Here is a 15539-nt window from a genome sequence, read left to right on the forward strand (position 1 = left end):
CAATGGACGACAGAAACGTGCCGTATTCGCCTAGCGCATAGGCTACCGCCGGACGTGATCCAGCCCGGCATTCCCTTTGGCGCACCGCCAACCGGCAGCCATACGGGCAAACACCGCCGTTTCTAGGACGTGCCCTTGTTGCCGCGGATAAAGCGCCAAAGACCGGCCAACGGTACCAGCAGCAGAATGCCGAACTTTTTCAGGGCGATGAGCGCGACCGCAATCAGGCCGGCCTTTGCCGCGAGTTTTCCGGCGATGAGGCCGCCAATGCCAACCGCGGCGACCGTGTCGGTGCCTGGCAGAAAATCGGTGTATTTCTTGCCGGTGTTGAAGTCCGCCACGCCCAGCACTTCGTCCAGGCTCTGCTTGATCTCCGGCAATTGTTCGACCGTAGCGATGTAGCTCATCACGAAGACGCCTTCCCGGCCGAGGAAACGGACGTCGTAATTGAGCGTGTGGACGGTATCGTCTCCGAACTGCAGTTCCTTGGCCCAGTGCAGCCGCTTGTGGACGAAATCATAGACCGGCGGCGAGGCCCAGCCGATCAGCTTGATCGGGGGAAAGCCGTCCTTCACCCGCTGATCGTTGGCCGACAATGTGTCCGCCTGCATGCTGCTCAGCAATTCGGTGTAGTCGATGGATGCGGCGTCCGCGTCATCGACATGGCCGATCTTTTCATAGCGCAATTCGATGCCCCAACCGTTGCCGGCGATGGGCTCGTACTTGGCCGGGAAGATCATGCCGATTGCTTCGGACGCGGTATCAGCCGGATTGCCCCAGGCCTCGGTCAGGACGGACGTCGCGTCCTTCTTGCCCAGAAAATAGAACTTGTCCTTGAGATCGAGATGGATGCCTTCGGGAAGGTCGACCGCGCCGGTCTTTGGATCGATCTTGTCCAGGAATGCCTTGCCGTCGTCACTATACTGTTGATAGTCCTTGAAGAATTCCGAGGATTTTTCTGCCAGAACAGGCCCCGCCAAAAGGGCAAGCGCCACGCCAAGCCACAAAGCTTTCCTGTTCATAAGCCGTCCCCCCTTGGCTGCCCTGCAGCTCACCTTCGATAGCGCAGCGCCGATGCTTAATCAATATTTGGTTCGGCGATGGTTCGGGCCGCGCTCTATTGCTTAGCGCAAACAGCTGCAGTCTTCCGCGACCTCCAGCCCGAGAAGCATCACTGGAAATCGAAGGCGCTCAGGCCCGTCACCATCTCGTCGAGGCCCAGCGGGCGGGTCACCGGCGGCTCGGCGCGGGCGAGGCAGCCGATGCGTTCGCACAGCCGGCAAGCGGGACCGACCGGCGTGGCGGCGCCCTGTCCGGCCTTTGCCGGCAGCCCGGCGCCATAGACGATCTCGTCGCGAAAGCCGATATCGCAGCCCAACAGCAGCGCGGTGCGGCGCGGGCGCTCAGAGAACGAACCCTGCGGCCCCTCGAGCGTGCGTGCGATGCAGAGGAACTCGGCGCCGTCGGGCATTTCCACCGCCTCGACCAGGATCTGGCCAGGCGAAGCGAAAGCGGCATGGACCGGCAGTTTCGGGCAGCCGCCGCCAAAGCGGCTTTGCGGAAAGCCCTGTCCGCCGGCCTTGCGGAAGCGGTTGCCGGCATTGTCGACCTCGAGCATGAAGAACGGCACTCCGGACAAGCCAGGACGCTGCAGCATGGTCAGGCGGTTCGCCGCCTGTTCGAAGGAGACGCCGAAACGCGAGCGCAGCACATCGATGTCGTAACGAGCCCGCACGGCGGCGGCATGAAATGCCTGATAGGGCATCATCAAGGCATTGGCGGCGTAGCGGCCGAACTCGAAGCGGGCGAGCCGGCGGGCTTCGTCCGTACCGAGCTTCAGCGCCTGAATTTCGCTGGCGATCGCGACCGTCATGCGGATCAGGCAGGCCTCCATGGCGACTTCGCGCAACTGGTCGAACGGCGACAGCCGCTCGGACAGGAAAAGGCGTTGCGAATGACGGTCATAACGGCGGCGCCAGTTCGGCATGGTGGCGACAGGCAGCACTTTGACGACGATGCCATACTCGCGCTTCAGCCACGCCTTCAGCGCGCCGAACAGATCGTCGCCGGGGTCGAGCACCGAGGTGAAGGCCTCGGCCTCTTCCTCGAGTGCTGCAAAATGGTTCGCCCGGCGCTCGAAAATCTCGTGCACTTCGTCGATCGGCAGCCGCGCACCGAACGCCGCCGTGGCGCGGCCCTCGCGCGCCAGAAGCTCGTTGAGATCGGACAGCCGCTCGGCCTGCTCGCGGTAAGCGCGAAACAGTTTTATCATCGCAGCCGATGCGTTGGGGGCTGCCTCGGCCAGTTCGATCAATTCCTGGTCGCCCGGCAGTTCACCGGCAAGCAGCGGGTCGCCGAACACTTCCTTCAAGGCCGAGATTGACCCTCTCGCCTCACCCTGCAATTCATGCGGGTCGACCTTGTAGACAGAGGCCAGCTTCAGGATCAGCTGCACCGTCAGCGGCCGCTGGTTGCGCTCGATCAGGTTGAGATAGGACGGCGAGATGCCGAGCCCCTCGGCCATCGCCGTCTGGGTCAGGCCTTTGGCGATGCGGATGCGGCGGATGCGCGGCCCGGCGAATATCTTCTGGTCGGCCATCGGCTTTCTTTGACAGGAATTTACACGGCTTGCGAGCGATGAACGGCGCACCATCTTTTTACAATCATAACAGATTTACAGCGGCAAGCAGTCAAACACAACACAGGTTTTCTTTTATTTTCTATCGGAAATGGCGGTTTTCCTCGCTCTCGTCGCGGCGCAATGTAAATGATGTCACACACAGACGACGCACACCATCCCAGGGCGCGGCGTTTCAAGACACTGGCATCGATTGATCTGGAGTGACCAATGACTGATTTTTACAATCTTGTCCCATCCGCGCCCGAAGGCCGCTTCGACGGCATCGAACGAGCCTATTCGCCGGACCATGTGAAGCGGCTGCGCGGGTCGGTCCAGATACGCCAGAGTCTTGCCGAAATGGGCGCCAACCGGCTGTGGAAGCTCATCCACGAGGAAGACTTCGTCAATGCACTCGGCGCCATGTCGGGCAACCAGGCGATGCAGCAGGTGCGTGCCGGGCTGAAGGCAATCTATCTCTCGGGCTGGCAAGTCGCCGCCGACGCCAACACCGCGTCGGCCATGTATCCGGACCAGTCGCTCTATCCCGCCAATGCGGCGCCCGAACTGGTCAAGCGCATCAACCGCACGCTGCAGCGCGCCGATCAGATCGAGACCTCGGAAGGCAACGGCCTGTCGGTCGACACCTGGTTCGCGCCGATCGTCGCCGATGCCGAGGCCGGCTTCGGCGGACCGCTCAACGCCTTCGAGATCATGAAGGCGTTCATCGAGGCCGGCGCTGCCGGCGTCCACTATGAGGACCAGCTGGCCTCTGAGAAGAAGTGCGGCCATCTCGGCGGCAAAGTGCTGATCCCGACCGCCGCGCATATCCGCAACCTCAACGCGGCGCGTCTGGCGGCCGACGTGATGGGGACGCCGACGCTAGTCGTGGCACGCACCGATGCGGAAGCGGCAAAGCTTCTGACCTCCGACATTGACGAGCGCGACCAGCCTTTCGTCGACTACGATGCCGGCCGCACGGTTGAAGGCTTCTACCAGGTCAGGAACGGCATCGAACCGTGCATAGCGCGCGCCGTTGCCTATGCGCCGCATGCCGACCTGATCTGGTGCGAAACATCCAAGCCCGATCTGGCGCAGGCCAAGAAATTCGCCGAAGGCGTGCGCAGGCATCATCCGGGCAAGCTGCTCGCCTATAATTGCTCGCCGTCGTTCAACTGGAAGAAGAACCTCGACGACGCGACGATCGCCAAGTTCCAGCGCGAGCTCGGCGCCATGGGCTACAAGTTCCAGTTCATCACATTGGCCGGGTTCCACCAGCTCAATTTCGGCATGTTCGAGCTGGCCCGCGGCTACAAGGCGCGGCAGATGGCGGCCTATTCCGAGTTGCAGGAAGCCGAGTTCGCGGCCGAAGTCCACGGCTACACCGCGACCAAGCACCAGCGCGAGGTCGGCACCGGCTATTTCGACGCCGTGTCGATGGCAATCAGCGGCGGCCAGTCGTCGACCACCGCCATGCATGAATCGACCGAGCACGTCCAGTTCAAGCCGGCAGCGGAATGAACCGATCGACATAACCAACAGAGGAAACGCCCGAAGGGCAAGGGAGAAGAAAATGGCATCGATAAGCCGCGTCAAGGAACGTGCAGAAGAGCAGTCCACCACGATGAGTGTCGACCAACAGGCGACCATCCGCATGCTGGCCAACGACCTGCACCGGCTCAATCAATCGGTGATGAAGGCAGTGGAGGCCGGCGTCTCGGTGGAACTGGTGCGCTCGGCCCGGCATCATGGCGGCGACGGCAATTGGGGCGACCTGCTGATCCCGGTGATCGTCACGCAGAAGAGTCACGGCTGATCTTCCCTAACGGAAGCTTTGTGCTTGTGGAACCTATGAACCCCGCCGCTCACTGGCCGATTTCAACGTCACCCGCGGGTTTTCAGCGCGGGTGACTTTTGATTTTGAGCGTAAACTTAACTACAGTTCGAAAACAGACCTTGTCTCGGGGGTTTAATATTTCCGGCTATATTTCGCAGGTCCGTCATTTCAGCTTGACATGGCGGGCGATCTCACGCCAATTGGCTCTCGGATTTCAACCCTGCATTGAAGCAGCGCCGAGTGCCCGCCCCGCCCATGTGCCCTGTGAACCGCGAGACCGACACCGCCAAACATCTGAATTCGTCAAGCAGGGACGCGAACTCCGAGATATCAACGGATTTCTCCCACGTGCTGGTCGTTGGAAAATCGCCGATCAACCGGGTGGTGGTGTCGAAGATCGTCGAGAAGTCCGGACTGAAGCCGATCTCCGAGTCGCCCGAAATGGCGGCCAAGACATTGCGAACCCTCATTCCGGGCGCCGTCGTTCTCGATGGCGGCCCCGACAACGAGGACTGCCGCGCGCTGATGGCGGCCATCGACGCCTTGCGGCGGACATCTGGGCGGTCGCTCCCCAAGGTGATCCTGCTTTCAACCAAGACCGGCACGCCCGACAGCCTGGGCCTGTCGAGCGTGGTCGATGTGGTGGTAACCAAGCCGATCACCACCGAAAGGCTACAGCCGGTGGTCGACCGGCTGATCAGTCTCGGGCGCGGCTGATCGCAATCCGCCCGAACGCGTGCGGGGCGGTCAGCCTTCCTTGCCGATGCTCTCGATCAAAGCCGGCAGTTCGCCAAGATCGACAATCTGGCGGAAGCGCGGTGCTGCCACCGGCGGTTCGACATGTTCGAGCACCCAGGTCAGTTCGTGCGGGATGTACACACCCCAGCTCCCGGCCTCGAGGGCCGGCACCACGTCCGACTTGAGCGAATTGCCGACCATCATGCTGGTCTGCGGGCTGCCGTGACGGCCAAAGATCCTGGCATAGGTGGCGGCGCTCTTGTCGCTGACGATCTCGACGGCATCGAACAGGTCGCCAAGGCCGGACGCCGCCAGCTTGCGCTCCTGGTCGAACAGATCGCCCTTGGTGATCAGCACCAGATGGTAGGCGCCGGCGAGCCTTTCCACGGTCTCACGCGCATGCGGCAACGCCTCGACAGGATGGCCGAGCATATCGCGGCCGGCAGCCAGGATTTCGGCGATGGTCGAGGCCGGAACGCGGCCCTCGGTCAAGTCGATCGCAGTCTCGATCATCGACAAGGTAAAGCCCTTGATGCCGAAGCCGTAGACGGCGAGGTTGCGCTTCTCGGCCTCCAGCAGCCGCGCCGAGATGTGCTCGGCCTCGCCATGATCGGCGAGCAGGGCTGCAAAGTGCTTCTCGGTCAGGCGGAAGAACTGTTCGTTCTGCCACAGCGTGTCGTCGGCGTCGAAGCCGATGGTGGTCAGGGGCATGGTCGACTGTCCCGTTTCAAGTGAAGGCAGTGATGTAGACGTTGTCGCCGCGCACTGCTAGCTACGGCAAGGGGAATGGTGGGCAACAATGCCGGAATTGGGCGCCTGGAAGCGTGAACTGGAGCAAATTCTGAGCTCCTTGCCAGGTCGCGCTCCGACCGAACTCATAAATGCCATCCGAGATCTTGGCATCGCCATGGGACACGATACCGGCGAGGCGTTGCTTGAAACCTACCCGGAGATCCTTTCGCACCGACCGGCGCTGACCGCCGCATTCGGCAAGATGGTGCAGGCGCAAGATGCCGCCGAGATCAGGCAGATGCTGGATCAGGACCTGAGCGGTCCGGCATCGTTCAGACAGATCGCAGCGGGGAAAACAAGCATCGGCGTGCTGTCATCAAAGGATGCCTATAACCGCCTCGACGAAGTCTTCGATCATGTCGATTTCAATAATTGCCGCCGCGCTGTCATGGTCGGCTGCGGCGGGCGACCGTTCACCATGTTCCGTATTCACGACCAGACAACTGTCCCTGAGATCATCGGCCTCGACATCGTTCCCGAAGCCGTCGAAACGGCAAACAGGCTCGCCGCCAAGCTCAGCTATGCGCGCATGCGGGCCGAGCTGTGCGACGGATGCGATTATGATTACAGCGACGCTCAGGTTGTCTATGTCGCGAGCATGGTTTCGCCTAAGGCAGCTGTCGTGTCTCGTATCGCCGATACCGCGGCCGAGACTGTGCAGATCGTTTTGTGGGAGCCTGTTTCGCTAGGCAGGCTTTGGGCTGAAAATGCGGAACGCACACTTGACCCTCGGCTAGAGGTCATCGGCCGCACGAGCATCTCGCGAAACATGACCAGAGACGTGTTCGTCGCCCGACGAGACGGTTCATCTTCGACCCGGCAGCTGGGCTGATCGTGTCGGCTCTTGGAAAGAGCGATCGAGTGATCCTCGCCCTGGCGCGGGCATGGTGCCTGGTGCGCCATCCCATGATTTGCAAACGCACATTCGACCATAGCGGCATGCTGCCGGATCCGGCGAGACCGGCTTCCTATGCAGACAAGTTCCTGTGGCGAAAGCTTTTCGATCACAATCCGTTTTTCACGACAGCTTGCGACAAGCTCGCCTCGAAAACCTACGCTTTGTCCACCTGCCCCGAACTAAAGACTGCCGAGGTCCTATGGTCCGGGGAAGACGCAACAAAGATTCCGGCGGAGGTTCTTGCCGGCAATGTCATGGTGAAGGCCAATCATGGCTGCCGCTGGAACATGATGGTGCGCAACGGTGAGGTGGACAGAGCCAGGCTGCGCCGGCGTACAGCTCGCTGGATGCGCCGTCGCTACGGCAGGAAATTCGGCGAATGGGGCTACAAGTACGCCAGCAGGCGCATCCTTGTGGAAGAGATGCTCCTTCAGGACAGTCAGCCTGTCGCTTTGGAGTACAAATTCCACGTGTCCAACGGGACGACGGCCTATGTCTATGCCGCACGTCGGGATGAGCACGGCAACGAACAGAAATGTCATTTCGACCGGGACGGAACCTATGCGCCGCCACCGCCAGGCAGCGGCCCCCAGTGGGTCCGGATCGACCTGCCGGCATCCTTCCCGCGCATGCTTGCCATCGCCGAGCGGCTGACCGTGCCGTTCGATCACATGCGTTGCGATTTCTACGAAATCGACGGCGCGATCTTCTTTTCCGAATTCTCGGTCTATCCGCTATCCGGCAAAGGCATCATCAACACAAGGCTCAGGGATCTGTGCGCAGACAGCTGGGACCTCAGCCAATCCTGGTTCCTGACCGCGCCGCAAAGCGGATGGCGCAGGCTCTATGCCGGTGCCTTGCGCAGATGGCTGGATGCAAATGCGCTGCCCGGCAAGGCCGTCTGACAGAGGCCGTCCAGCCTCGTTGCCGCACCTATCGGGCCGGCTCCCCTTCCCTTCCATCACCGGCAACAGCTATACTGTGATAATTGCAACCCAAACTGGTGAATGATGCCGCCTGCGAAAAAGGAAGTCCGTCCGTCGACCCGCGGAGGACGCGTCCGAACGCCTGCCTTCGTGAAAAATCAACGCGGCGTGAAGAACTGGAAGGAAGTCAGCGCTTGGCTGGAATGGCGCGGCATCGAAGACATAGAATGCATCACGCCTGATCAGGCTGGCGTCGCGCGCGGCAAGATGATGCCGTCGAAGAAATTCACTTCCAACACCTCGCTGGCGCTGCCATCGGCAGTGTTCATGACGACGATTTCGGGCGGCTATCCCGAGGATGGCAACGGTTTCCACTATCCGGAGGATGATGGCGACCTGAAGCTTATGCCGGATCTGTCGACGTTGACCGTCGTGCCGTGGGAAGAAGACCCGACGGCCGCCGTCATCTGCGACCTCGTCCATCAGGATGGCCGTTCGGTCGAGTTCACGCCGCGCAACGTCCTGAAGCGCGTGGTAGCAGCCTATGACAAGCGCGGGCTGAAGCCGGTGGTGGCGCCCGAGATCGAATTCTATCTGGTGCGCAAGAACCCCGACCCGGATTATCCGCTGACCCCACCCGTCGGGCGTTCCGGACGGGCAATCGGCGGCGGAGCCGGCTATTCGATCGCCGGCGTCAACGAGTTCGACGAACTGATCGACGACATCTACCATTTCTCCGAAAGCCAGGGCCTGGAGATCGACACGCTGATCCACGAGGAAGGCGCCGGCCAGCTCGAGATCAATCTGCGTCACGGCGATCCGGTCGAGCTCGCCGACCAGGTGTTCATGTTCAAACGCACCATCCGCGAGGCAGCGCTGAAGCATGAGATCTATGCCACCTTCATGGCCAAGCCGATCCAGGGCCAGCCAGGTTCTGCCATGCACATCCACCAGTCGATCATCGACAAGAAGACCGGGCTGAATATCTTTTCGGCGAAGGACGGCTCGGAAACCGACCACTTCTTCCATTTCATCGGCGGCATGCAGAAGCATGTGCCGAACGCGCTGGTGATGTTTGCCCCTTACGTCAATTCCTACCGCCGGCTGACGCAGTCGGCCTCGGCGCCGGTCAACAACAAATGGGGCTATGACAACCGCACCACGGCGTTCCGCGTGCCGCGCTCGGATCCGGCGGCGCGGCGTGTCGAAAACCGCATCCCGTCTTCCGACGCCAACCCCTATCTGGCGCTGGCGGCCTCACTTGCCTGCGGGCTGATCGGCATCACCAACAAGATCAAGGCCGAGCCTCCGGTGCTGACCACCGCAAACGCCGATGAGATCGACCTGCCACGAGGCCTGCTCGAAGCCGTCGATCTTTTCGAAGGCGACGAGGAGCTGTGCGCTCTTCTGGGCAAGTCCTTCGCCGCAACCTATGCAGCGATCAAGCGGGCGGAGTTCGAGACCTTCATGGAAGTGATCAGCCCGTGGGAGCGGGAGTATCTGTTGCTCAACGTGTGAGCGGCGACTTCGTCGTGTGAATGGTGAATAGTGAATGGTGAGTAGTTTCATATTGGATGGATGAGCGCAGACGTCGTGCGTCTCGCAGCCATTCACCATTCACCATTGGCTGGTGTCCCCATGCCTTACCAATCACCTATCTCCCCCGGTCGCTCCTGGTACGAAGACACAGCCGGACCACGCCCTGAGTACCCTGCCCTGGACGGCGACCGCAGCTGCGACGTCGTCGTCGTCGGCGGTGGCTTCACCGGGCTGTCGGCGGCCGCTCATTTGGCGAAGGCGGGAGCCGACGTCGTTCTGATCGAGGCGCATCGCTTCGGCGACGGCGCTTCAGGGCGCAATGGCGGCCAGCTCGGCACGGGCCAGCGCGCCTGGGCCGAAGAGATGGAGGCCGAATACGGCTTCTCCCGCGCCAAGGCGCTGTTCGACCTTGCCGAGGAGGCGAAAGCGCACCTGCTCGAATTCGCCGCCGTTAACCAGATCGACATCGACTATATGCCCGGCCAGTTGTCCGTGGCGCACAAGCCGCGTTATCTCGACGACTACAAGGCGCATGCCGAGATCATGGCCGGCCGCTTCAATTATCCGCACACCGCCTTCATGGATGCCAGGGAAACGGCCGAACGGCTGGGCTCCACACGCTACTTCGGCGGCACCCGCGACACCGGCACCGGACACATCCACCCGATGAAGCTGGTGATCGGCACGGCAAAGGTCGCGGCAGCGGCCGGCGCGCACCTGTTCGAGCAGACACTATCGACCGGTGTTACCTCCAGCGGCGGCAAGGTCAGGGTGACGACTTCGAGAGGCACCATCACCGCCCAGAAATGCCTGATCGGTGTAAATGCCTATGGCGGCACGCTCGAGCCGGTGAGTGCCGCGCACATCTTGCCCATCGGTTCCTTCATCGGCGCGACGGTGCCGCTGGGCGTCGATTCGAAAGTGCTGCCGGGCGGCGAGGCGGTCGACGATTCGCGTTTCGTCGTGCGTTATTTCCGCAAATCCAGGGATGGAAGGCTGCTGTTCGGCGGGCGCGAGGTCTATGGCGTCAACAATCCGAAGGACATCCATGTCCATATCCGCCGGCAGATAGCCGAGCTTTATCCGGAGCTGAGCGATGTCAAGATCACCCATGGCTGGGGCGGCTATGTCGGCATCACCATGCCCAGGAAACCGTTCGTGCGCGAGGTGATGCCCAATGTGATCTCGGCCGGAGGCTATTCCGGCCACGGCGTGATGCTGTCGAACTTCTTCGGCAAGCTCTATGCCCAGGCCGTCGCGGGCAACCGCGAAAGACTGAAGCTGATCGAGGACCTGAACATCCCGGCTTTTCCAGGTGGCCGGCGCTTTAGAACGCCATTATTGTTCCTCGCACTGAACTGGTTTGCCCTGAGGGACCGAATATAGGGAAAGTATCTCATATCAGCCGGGGCTGGTACTGAGCTGATTCTATTGAGCTGTTGGTTGCCGCAGCGAGACGTTGCAGAATCCTTAACAAGAGCGCACAATTCCCCTGAGGGCGCACTGATGCCACAATCAAGGGCAAAGGATGCCGGTTCTGGGCGATTGAACGGGGATTTCTGCGGGCCTGCCCGCTTTGTTGTTGGGACCGATGCCGATCGAATGCCGGGCTGCCGGCGCCGATCGAAAGAACACCGGCCCATCTTTTGGAGGTGGCAAGAGTGAACGAGCCCTTCAGTTTCGGCGCGCCGGAACGTCGGCGCTTCGCCATGCAATTCGGTTATGACATGCGGCCCTCCTTCTGGCAGGGGGTGCGCACGAATTCGCATCTGGTGATCGCCGCGGTCGGCACCGCAGCGCTGCTTGGCGTGGCAGGCATAGCGCTTTGGCTGGCATTGCCGGCCAACGACCGGCAAGCGATCGCCAGCACACAGCAGAACGTTCCGACTTTTCCGGTCAAGACGACCAAGATTGCCCCGGTCGCAGCGACGGCTGCAGCGGTAGCGGCGCCACAAGCCGCGCGCAAGGGCGACGCGGTTTCATCGACGGTCGCTGTGGGTGGGGCTGCGATGCCGCCGCTGTCGGCCAACGATCCGCGCTGGACTGCGGCGCAATCCAACAGCGACCCTGCCGCGACGCCATCCGATCAGGCGCCTACCGAGCAGGCTGCCGCCAAACCGTCCGATGCCGCGGCATTCGAAGAACCGGCGGCCCAGGGCGACGCCACGACGCAGTTGTCAAAGGTCGCTGCTCCCGCCAATGACGACGACGCGGAAACCGCCGCCATACCGACGCCAAAACCGCAACTTCCAGACGAGCAATCTTCCGCCGCAACGAACGATACCCAGGCCAAGGCCAAGCCACAGAAGGTGGCTGCTGCCGCCGGCACCGGACGCATCCTCAGGACGGTGACAATGCGCAGCGGTCCGCAGAAAAACGCCGCCGCCATGGGCACCGTGCCCGCCAAGTCGTCGGTGCAGGTGGTGAGTTGCAAGAAATGGTGCCAGATCGTCTACAACGGCAAGCGCGGCTGGATCTACAAGAGCTACATCAAGACCGGGGCTTGAGACACAAGCCGCCAGATCTGGTCAGCCGCCGAGCAACCACCTGAAACGGTGTCTCCTGCGAGCAAGTTTGCGCTTCGCCAGGAAATCCCGGTGTTCCTCGAACGGCACCTCATAGAGGCCGCACATTTGGCAGCTTTCTGACCTGCCGCATAGCGGGGTCCAGCATTTCACATCGTGCGTCCAGGCGAGCGCGATCCTTTCCAGATGAAGGTTGGACGAACTTTTCAGCAGAATCAGTTCTCCTGGGACTGCCGTCTGTTTGATGTGATCCGAAACTTCCTTGGGACTGCGAAGCTCAATGAACCGGCCGCTGTCGCGGTCGGCCTGGCTGGCGCGCGAGCGATGCGCATTGCCGCCCGTGTAGATGACCTCATCGGCGATTTCGCGAGCGATCTTGTACGCACTGCCGTATTTCCTCGACGAGCCGGCGTAGTCGGATATCTGCCCAAGCACAATGCGCTTGCGAGCGGCCTTGGCCTTTGCAATCATCTCCAGAGCAATGTTGAGCGAATGCCAGGGCGCTTTGGCCGTATCGACCAGGAATTTCGGACCCGCGGATACCTCTTGCACCGTAGAGCGGTTGGGCAGTGGTGCAAACGATGCCGTTCTTGCTACGACTTGCTCTGGCGGGACGCCAAGTTCCAAGGCGGCGGCCATGGCCGCTGCAGTCGGCAGCCAGAATTGCTCGCCGGGAAAAGGCGCTTGAATATTCAGGCTGCCACCGCGCCAATGAAGGGTGAACCGCAGCAATTCCGGATACGCGGCATGCACGTCACTCACGCGGTAGTCTGCCTCGCCGGACTGGCCGAAGGTCGCAATCCGGCATTTCGCGCCAGACGCCATGCCGATCACCAGTGGGTCATCGCAATTGAGAACCGCAAGTCCATCGGGTTGGAGTGCCTCGACCAGCGCCCGCTTCTCTCCCGCCACAGCTTCCAGAGTCCTGAACTTGCCGAAATGCTCCAGACGGATCATCGTAACCACCGCCACACTCGGCTTCAGCATCTGCGCCATGGCGCTGATCGTGCCGAAGTCGGAAGCGCCGGCTTCGAAAACGACGTAATCGACTTTGCCGGCCTTCCTCAGGCGCTTGTAAAGCGTTCGGATGAGCGCAGGCATTGTATTGGCCTGGGCCTGTAGATGCACCTTGCCTTGGGCGCCCAGTATGTGTGCAAGCAGGCTGGTGGATGTGGATTTACCGGAGCTGCCGGTAATGCCGATGAACGTCGCCTCGTTACGCGCCCGCACCCAGCGCGCCTGCAGCCGTCGCAGCGCCCAGCCCAAGTCCTTGCGAATTTTCAGCGATTCCAGTTTCACACCCCGCCAGCTTTTAGCTCAGCCTAATATGCGTCGTGCCAAGTTCCAGAGTCAAACGGGCGCTGGCGTGCTTGAGCCAAAGAGTTCTAGCGACCGAGGAGCCGCAGCAGTCTGTGCTTGCGGCGCTTCGATTTTCTCTGCGCCACAAACTCACGGTGCTGCTCAAACGGCACTTCATAGAGGCCGCATTGCTCGCATCCCTCGGTTTTGCCGCATACCGAAACCCAGCACTCGACGTTGTGGGTCCAGGCAAGTGCGACACGCTCGAGGTGCAGATTGGACGAGCTCTTGAGCAGGATCAACTCGTCAGGCTGCGCGGTTTGGGCGATGTAGTCCGACACTTCCCTCGCCGTGCGCAATTCGATGAAGCGGCCGCTGTCGCGATCTGCCTGGTTCGCCTTGGAGCGATGGGCATGATCGCCGGCATAAATCACCTGGTCTGCAATCTCGCGCGCGCTGCTGTAAGCTTGGGCATATCTGTTATTCGAGCCGGAAAAATCCGATAGCTGGCCAAGAACGATACGTTTTCGCCCAAATGTCGATCCGGCTACCATGTCGAAGGCAAGGCTCAGCGAATGCCAGGGCGCCTTTGCGGCATCCACGATGAAGTGGGGGCCACCCGCGGGGACGAGCACCTGGCCGCGATTTTCCAGAGGCTGGAACGTCGCGATCCTGTGCTTGACCATCTGCGCAGGCACGCCCAGCTCAAGAGCGGTTGCCACCGCCGCTGAAGTCGGCAGCCAGAAATGCTCGCCGGGGAACGACGTCTCGATATTGAGCACACCGCCGCGCCAGTGGAGCGAGAACCGCAACGGCTTGGGATAGGAGGCCTCGATATCGCTGACGCGATAATCCGCCTGCTCCGATGTGCCGAATGTGACGGAACGGCAGTCGCTCGCCGAGGCCATGCCCATCACAAGAGGGTCATCGGCATTGAGCATCGCGAAGCCGCCCGGCTCCAGCGCCGCGACCAGGGCGCTCTTTTCTCGAGCGACGTTTTCCACAGTCTTGAAACTGGCCCGATGCTCCAGCCGGACCATTGTGACAACAGCCACGTTGGGGCGAAGCAATTCGGCCATGGGCTTCATTGTATCCGGGCCGAATGCAGCAGCCTCGAAGACGACGTAGTCGGTTTTGCCGCCCTTTCCCATTCGCCTGGATAGCGTCGAGACCAACAGTTTCATCGTGTTGGCCAGAACCTGTGTATGGACCGAACCATGACCGGCCAGGATGTGTCCAAGCAGGCTTCCCGCCGTGGTCTTGCCGGAGCTTCCGGTAATGCCGATGAAAATTGCCTTGCTTTGTGCCCGCGCACGCGTGGCCAGGTAAAGCCGCAGCCGCCATCCCAGATCGTAGCGACTTTTCTGCTGCCTGATCTTCATCACCCGCCAACACTATCCACGATCCGTTATGCCTTTCGGGGGATCGAGAAGTCAAACTGGGGTCCGGCGTGACGACGTCAACTGTTCGTTCCTCGGCTGGCCGGCGCACCAATGCGAACTCTTGCCGACGTGGCTCTGTCTGCCATGCATTGCTAACAGCGAGGTACTTCCCGAATTGCTCAAATGCAGCGGCCGCCGTCGACCTCCAGCGCCACGCCGGTGATGAAGGCGGCTTCGTCCGACGCGAGCCAAAGCGCAGCGTTGGCAATATCGAGTGGCGTCGACAGACGGCCGAGCGGTATCGAGGCACGGAATTTCTCGCGGATCTCGGGCGTGTCAGTGCCCATGAATTTCTCCAGCATGCCGGTCTCGCCGGCGACCGGGCAAAGGCAGTTCACGCGGATGTTCTTGGGCGCGAGTTCGACCGCCATCGACTTGGTCGCGGTGATCGCCCAGCCCTTCGAGGCATTGTACCAGGTGAGCCCCGGCCGCGGCCGCAGACCGGCGGTCGAAGCCGTGGTCAGGATGACGCCGCCGCCCTGCCGCTCCATGATCGGCACCACGGCAAGTGCGGCGTGATAGATCGCCTTCATGTTGACTGAAGTGATCAGGTCGAAGGTCGCCTCGTCGACGTCGAGCATGTCGCCATTGCGATGGGTGTAGCCGGCATTGTTGACCATGATATCGATGCGGCCGAAGGCGCTTTTTGCGGCATAGACCATCTCGTCGAATTCGGAACGCTGCGAAACGTCGGTCTGGGTCCAGATCGCGGCCTGGCCGATCTCTGCTGCAACGCGCTCCGCGCCCTTGGCGTTGAGGTCGGCGACGACGACCTTGGCGCCCTCTTCGGCAAAGCGCCTGGCCATGCCTTCGCCGAAACCTGACGCAGCACCCGTGATGACGGCAACCTTGTTTTCCAGACGCATGCTTTTTCCGCTCATTGAAGACCCACGTCGCAAGCGCATTTTCCTTTTTGTTTGATGCGT

The 15539-nt window shown here is 61.5% G+C and carries 14 protein-coding genes; 8 read left to right on the forward strand and 6 right to left on the reverse strand.

Annotated features, from left to right (window positions below):
- Positions 1-122 precede the first annotated feature (122 nt).
- Positions 123-1022, reverse strand: coding sequence for a DUF2167 domain-containing protein (locus X728_RS141340; protein ID WP_031193251.1), 900 nt, complete (start codon positions 1020-1022; stop codon positions 123-125).
- A 149-nt stretch (positions 1023-1171) separates the two neighbouring features.
- Positions 1172-2599 carry a helix-turn-helix domain-containing protein gene (locus X728_RS141335; protein ID WP_023832753.1) on the reverse strand — a complete coding sequence of 476 codons (1428 nt, stop codon included), beginning with the start codon at positions 2597-2599 and terminating at the stop codon, positions 1172-1174.
- 249 nt (positions 2600-2848) lie between these two features.
- Here X728_RS141335 and aceA point away from each other — a divergent pair, with 249 nt between their 5' ends.
- The 3 genes from aceA to X728_RS141320 all read left to right on the forward strand — a co-directional run bounded on the left by aceA (position 2849) and on the right by X728_RS141320 (position 5171).
- Positions 2849-4138: an isocitrate lyase gene (gene aceA, locus X728_RS141330; protein WP_023832754.1), complete on the forward strand. Its 1290-nt coding sequence runs from the start codon at positions 2849-2851 to the stop codon at positions 4136-4138.
- 52 nt (positions 4139-4190) lie between these two features.
- Positions 4191-4433, forward strand: coding sequence for a hypothetical protein (locus X728_RS141325; RefSeq protein WP_023669318.1), 243 nt, complete (start codon positions 4191-4193; stop codon positions 4431-4433).
- Positions 4434-4709: 276 nt separating this feature from the next.
- Positions 4710-5171 carry a response regulator gene (locus tag X728_RS141320; protein ID WP_023669317.1) on the forward strand — a complete coding sequence of 154 codons (462 nt, stop codon included), beginning with the start codon at positions 4710-4712 and terminating at the stop codon, positions 5169-5171.
- Between the two features lie 30 nt (positions 5172-5201).
- Here the strand turns inward: X728_RS141320 and X728_RS141315 are convergent, their stop codons facing one another.
- Entirely contained in the window at positions 5202-5903 is a 702-nt protein-coding gene (locus X728_RS141315; RefSeq protein ID WP_031195901.1) for an HAD family hydrolase, read from the reverse strand.
- A gap of 88 nt (positions 5904-5991) precedes the next feature.
- On the opposite strand from X728_RS141315, the gene X728_RS141310 reads away from it, so the two are divergent.
- The 5 genes from X728_RS141310 to X728_RS141290 all read left to right on the forward strand — a co-directional run bounded on the left by X728_RS141310 (position 5992) and on the right by X728_RS141290 (position 11854).
- Entirely contained in the window at positions 5992-6816 is an 825-nt protein-coding gene (locus X728_RS141310) for a class I SAM-dependent methyltransferase (protein ID WP_023711778.1), read from the forward strand.
- 29 nt (positions 6817-6845) lie between these two features.
- Positions 6846-7787 (forward strand): ATP-grasp fold amidoligase family protein, encoded by a 942-nt coding sequence (locus X728_RS141305; RefSeq protein WP_023832755.1) that lies wholly within the window; start codon positions 6846-6848, stop codon positions 7785-7787.
- Between the two features lie 102 nt (positions 7788-7889).
- Positions 7890-9326 (forward strand): glutamine synthetase family protein, encoded by a 1437-nt coding sequence (locus X728_RS141300; RefSeq protein ID WP_023689329.1) that lies wholly within the window; start codon positions 7890-7892, stop codon positions 9324-9326.
- A 120-nt stretch (positions 9327-9446) separates the two neighbouring features.
- Entirely contained in the window at positions 9447-10733 is a 1287-nt protein-coding gene (locus X728_RS141295; RefSeq protein ID WP_023832756.1) for an FAD-binding oxidoreductase, read from the forward strand.
- A gap of 275 nt (positions 10734-11008) precedes the next feature.
- Entirely contained in the window at positions 11009-11854 is an 846-nt protein-coding gene (locus X728_RS141290) for an SH3 domain-containing protein (RefSeq protein ID WP_023832757.1), read from the forward strand.
- Between the two features lie 21 nt (positions 11855-11875).
- Here the strand turns inward: X728_RS141290 and X728_RS141285 are convergent, their stop codons facing one another.
- From X728_RS141285 to X728_RS141275, 3 genes are all read right to left on the reverse strand, one after another.
- Positions 11876-13171 (reverse strand): Mur ligase family protein, encoded by a 1296-nt coding sequence (locus tag X728_RS141285; RefSeq protein ID WP_023832758.1) that lies wholly within the window; start codon positions 13169-13171, stop codon positions 11876-11878.
- A gap of 86 nt (positions 13172-13257) precedes the next feature.
- Positions 13258-14553 (reverse strand): Mur ligase family protein, encoded by a 1296-nt coding sequence (locus tag X728_RS141280; protein ID WP_023832759.1) that lies wholly within the window; start codon positions 14551-14553, stop codon positions 13258-13260.
- 179 nt (positions 14554-14732) lie between these two features.
- Positions 14733-15479: an SDR family oxidoreductase gene (locus tag X728_RS141275; RefSeq protein ID WP_027049416.1), complete on the reverse strand. Its 747-nt coding sequence runs from the start codon at positions 15477-15479 to the stop codon at positions 14733-14735.
- Positions 15480-15539: the final 60 nt, after the last annotated feature.

Origin of the sequence: Mesorhizobium sp. L103C119B0, assembly GCF_000502235.1 — a bacterium.
In the GTDB taxonomy this organism is placed as follows: Bacteria; Pseudomonadota; Alphaproteobacteria; order Rhizobiales; family Rhizobiaceae; genus Mesorhizobium.

Excerpts from the sequence above, each read along its gene's own strand:
- X728_RS141340 (WP_031193251.1), bottom strand. The coding sequence starts at position 1,022 with ATGAACAGGAAAGCTTTGTGGCTTGGCGTGGCGCTTGCCCTTTTGGCG.
- X728_RS141335 (WP_023832753.1), bottom strand. The coding sequence starts at position 2,599 with ATGGCCGACCAGAAGATATTCGCCGGGCCGCGCATCCGCCGCATCCGC.
- aceA (WP_023832754.1), top strand. The coding sequence starts at position 2,849 with ATGACTGATTTTTACAATCTTGTCCCATCCGCGCCCGAAGGCCGCTTC.
- X728_RS141325 (WP_023669318.1), top strand. The coding sequence starts at position 4,191 with ATGGCATCGATAAGCCGCGTCAAGGAACGTGCAGAAGAGCAGTCCACC.
- X728_RS141320 (WP_023669317.1), top strand. The coding sequence starts at position 4,710 with ATGTGCCCTGTGAACCGCGAGACCGACACCGCCAAACATCTGAATTCG.
- X728_RS141315 (WP_031195901.1), bottom strand. The coding sequence starts at position 5,903 with ATGCCCCTGACCACCATCGGCTTCGACGCCGACGACACGCTGTGGCAG.
- X728_RS141310 (WP_023711778.1), top strand. The coding sequence starts at position 5,992 with ATGCCGGAATTGGGCGCCTGGAAGCGTGAACTGGAGCAAATTCTGAGC.
- X728_RS141300 (WP_023689329.1), top strand. The coding sequence starts at position 7,890 with ATGATGCCGCCTGCGAAAAAGGAAGTCCGTCCGTCGACCCGCGGAGGA.
- X728_RS141295 (WP_023832756.1), top strand. The coding sequence starts at position 9,447 with ATGCCTTACCAATCACCTATCTCCCCCGGTCGCTCCTGGTACGAAGAC.
- X728_RS141280 (WP_023832759.1), bottom strand. The coding sequence starts at position 14,553 with ATGAAGATCAGGCAGCAGAAAAGTCGCTACGATCTGGGATGGCGGCTG.
- X728_RS141275 (WP_027049416.1), bottom strand. The coding sequence starts at position 15,479 with ATGCGTCTGGAAAACAAGGTTGCCGTCATCACGGGTGCTGCGTCAGGT.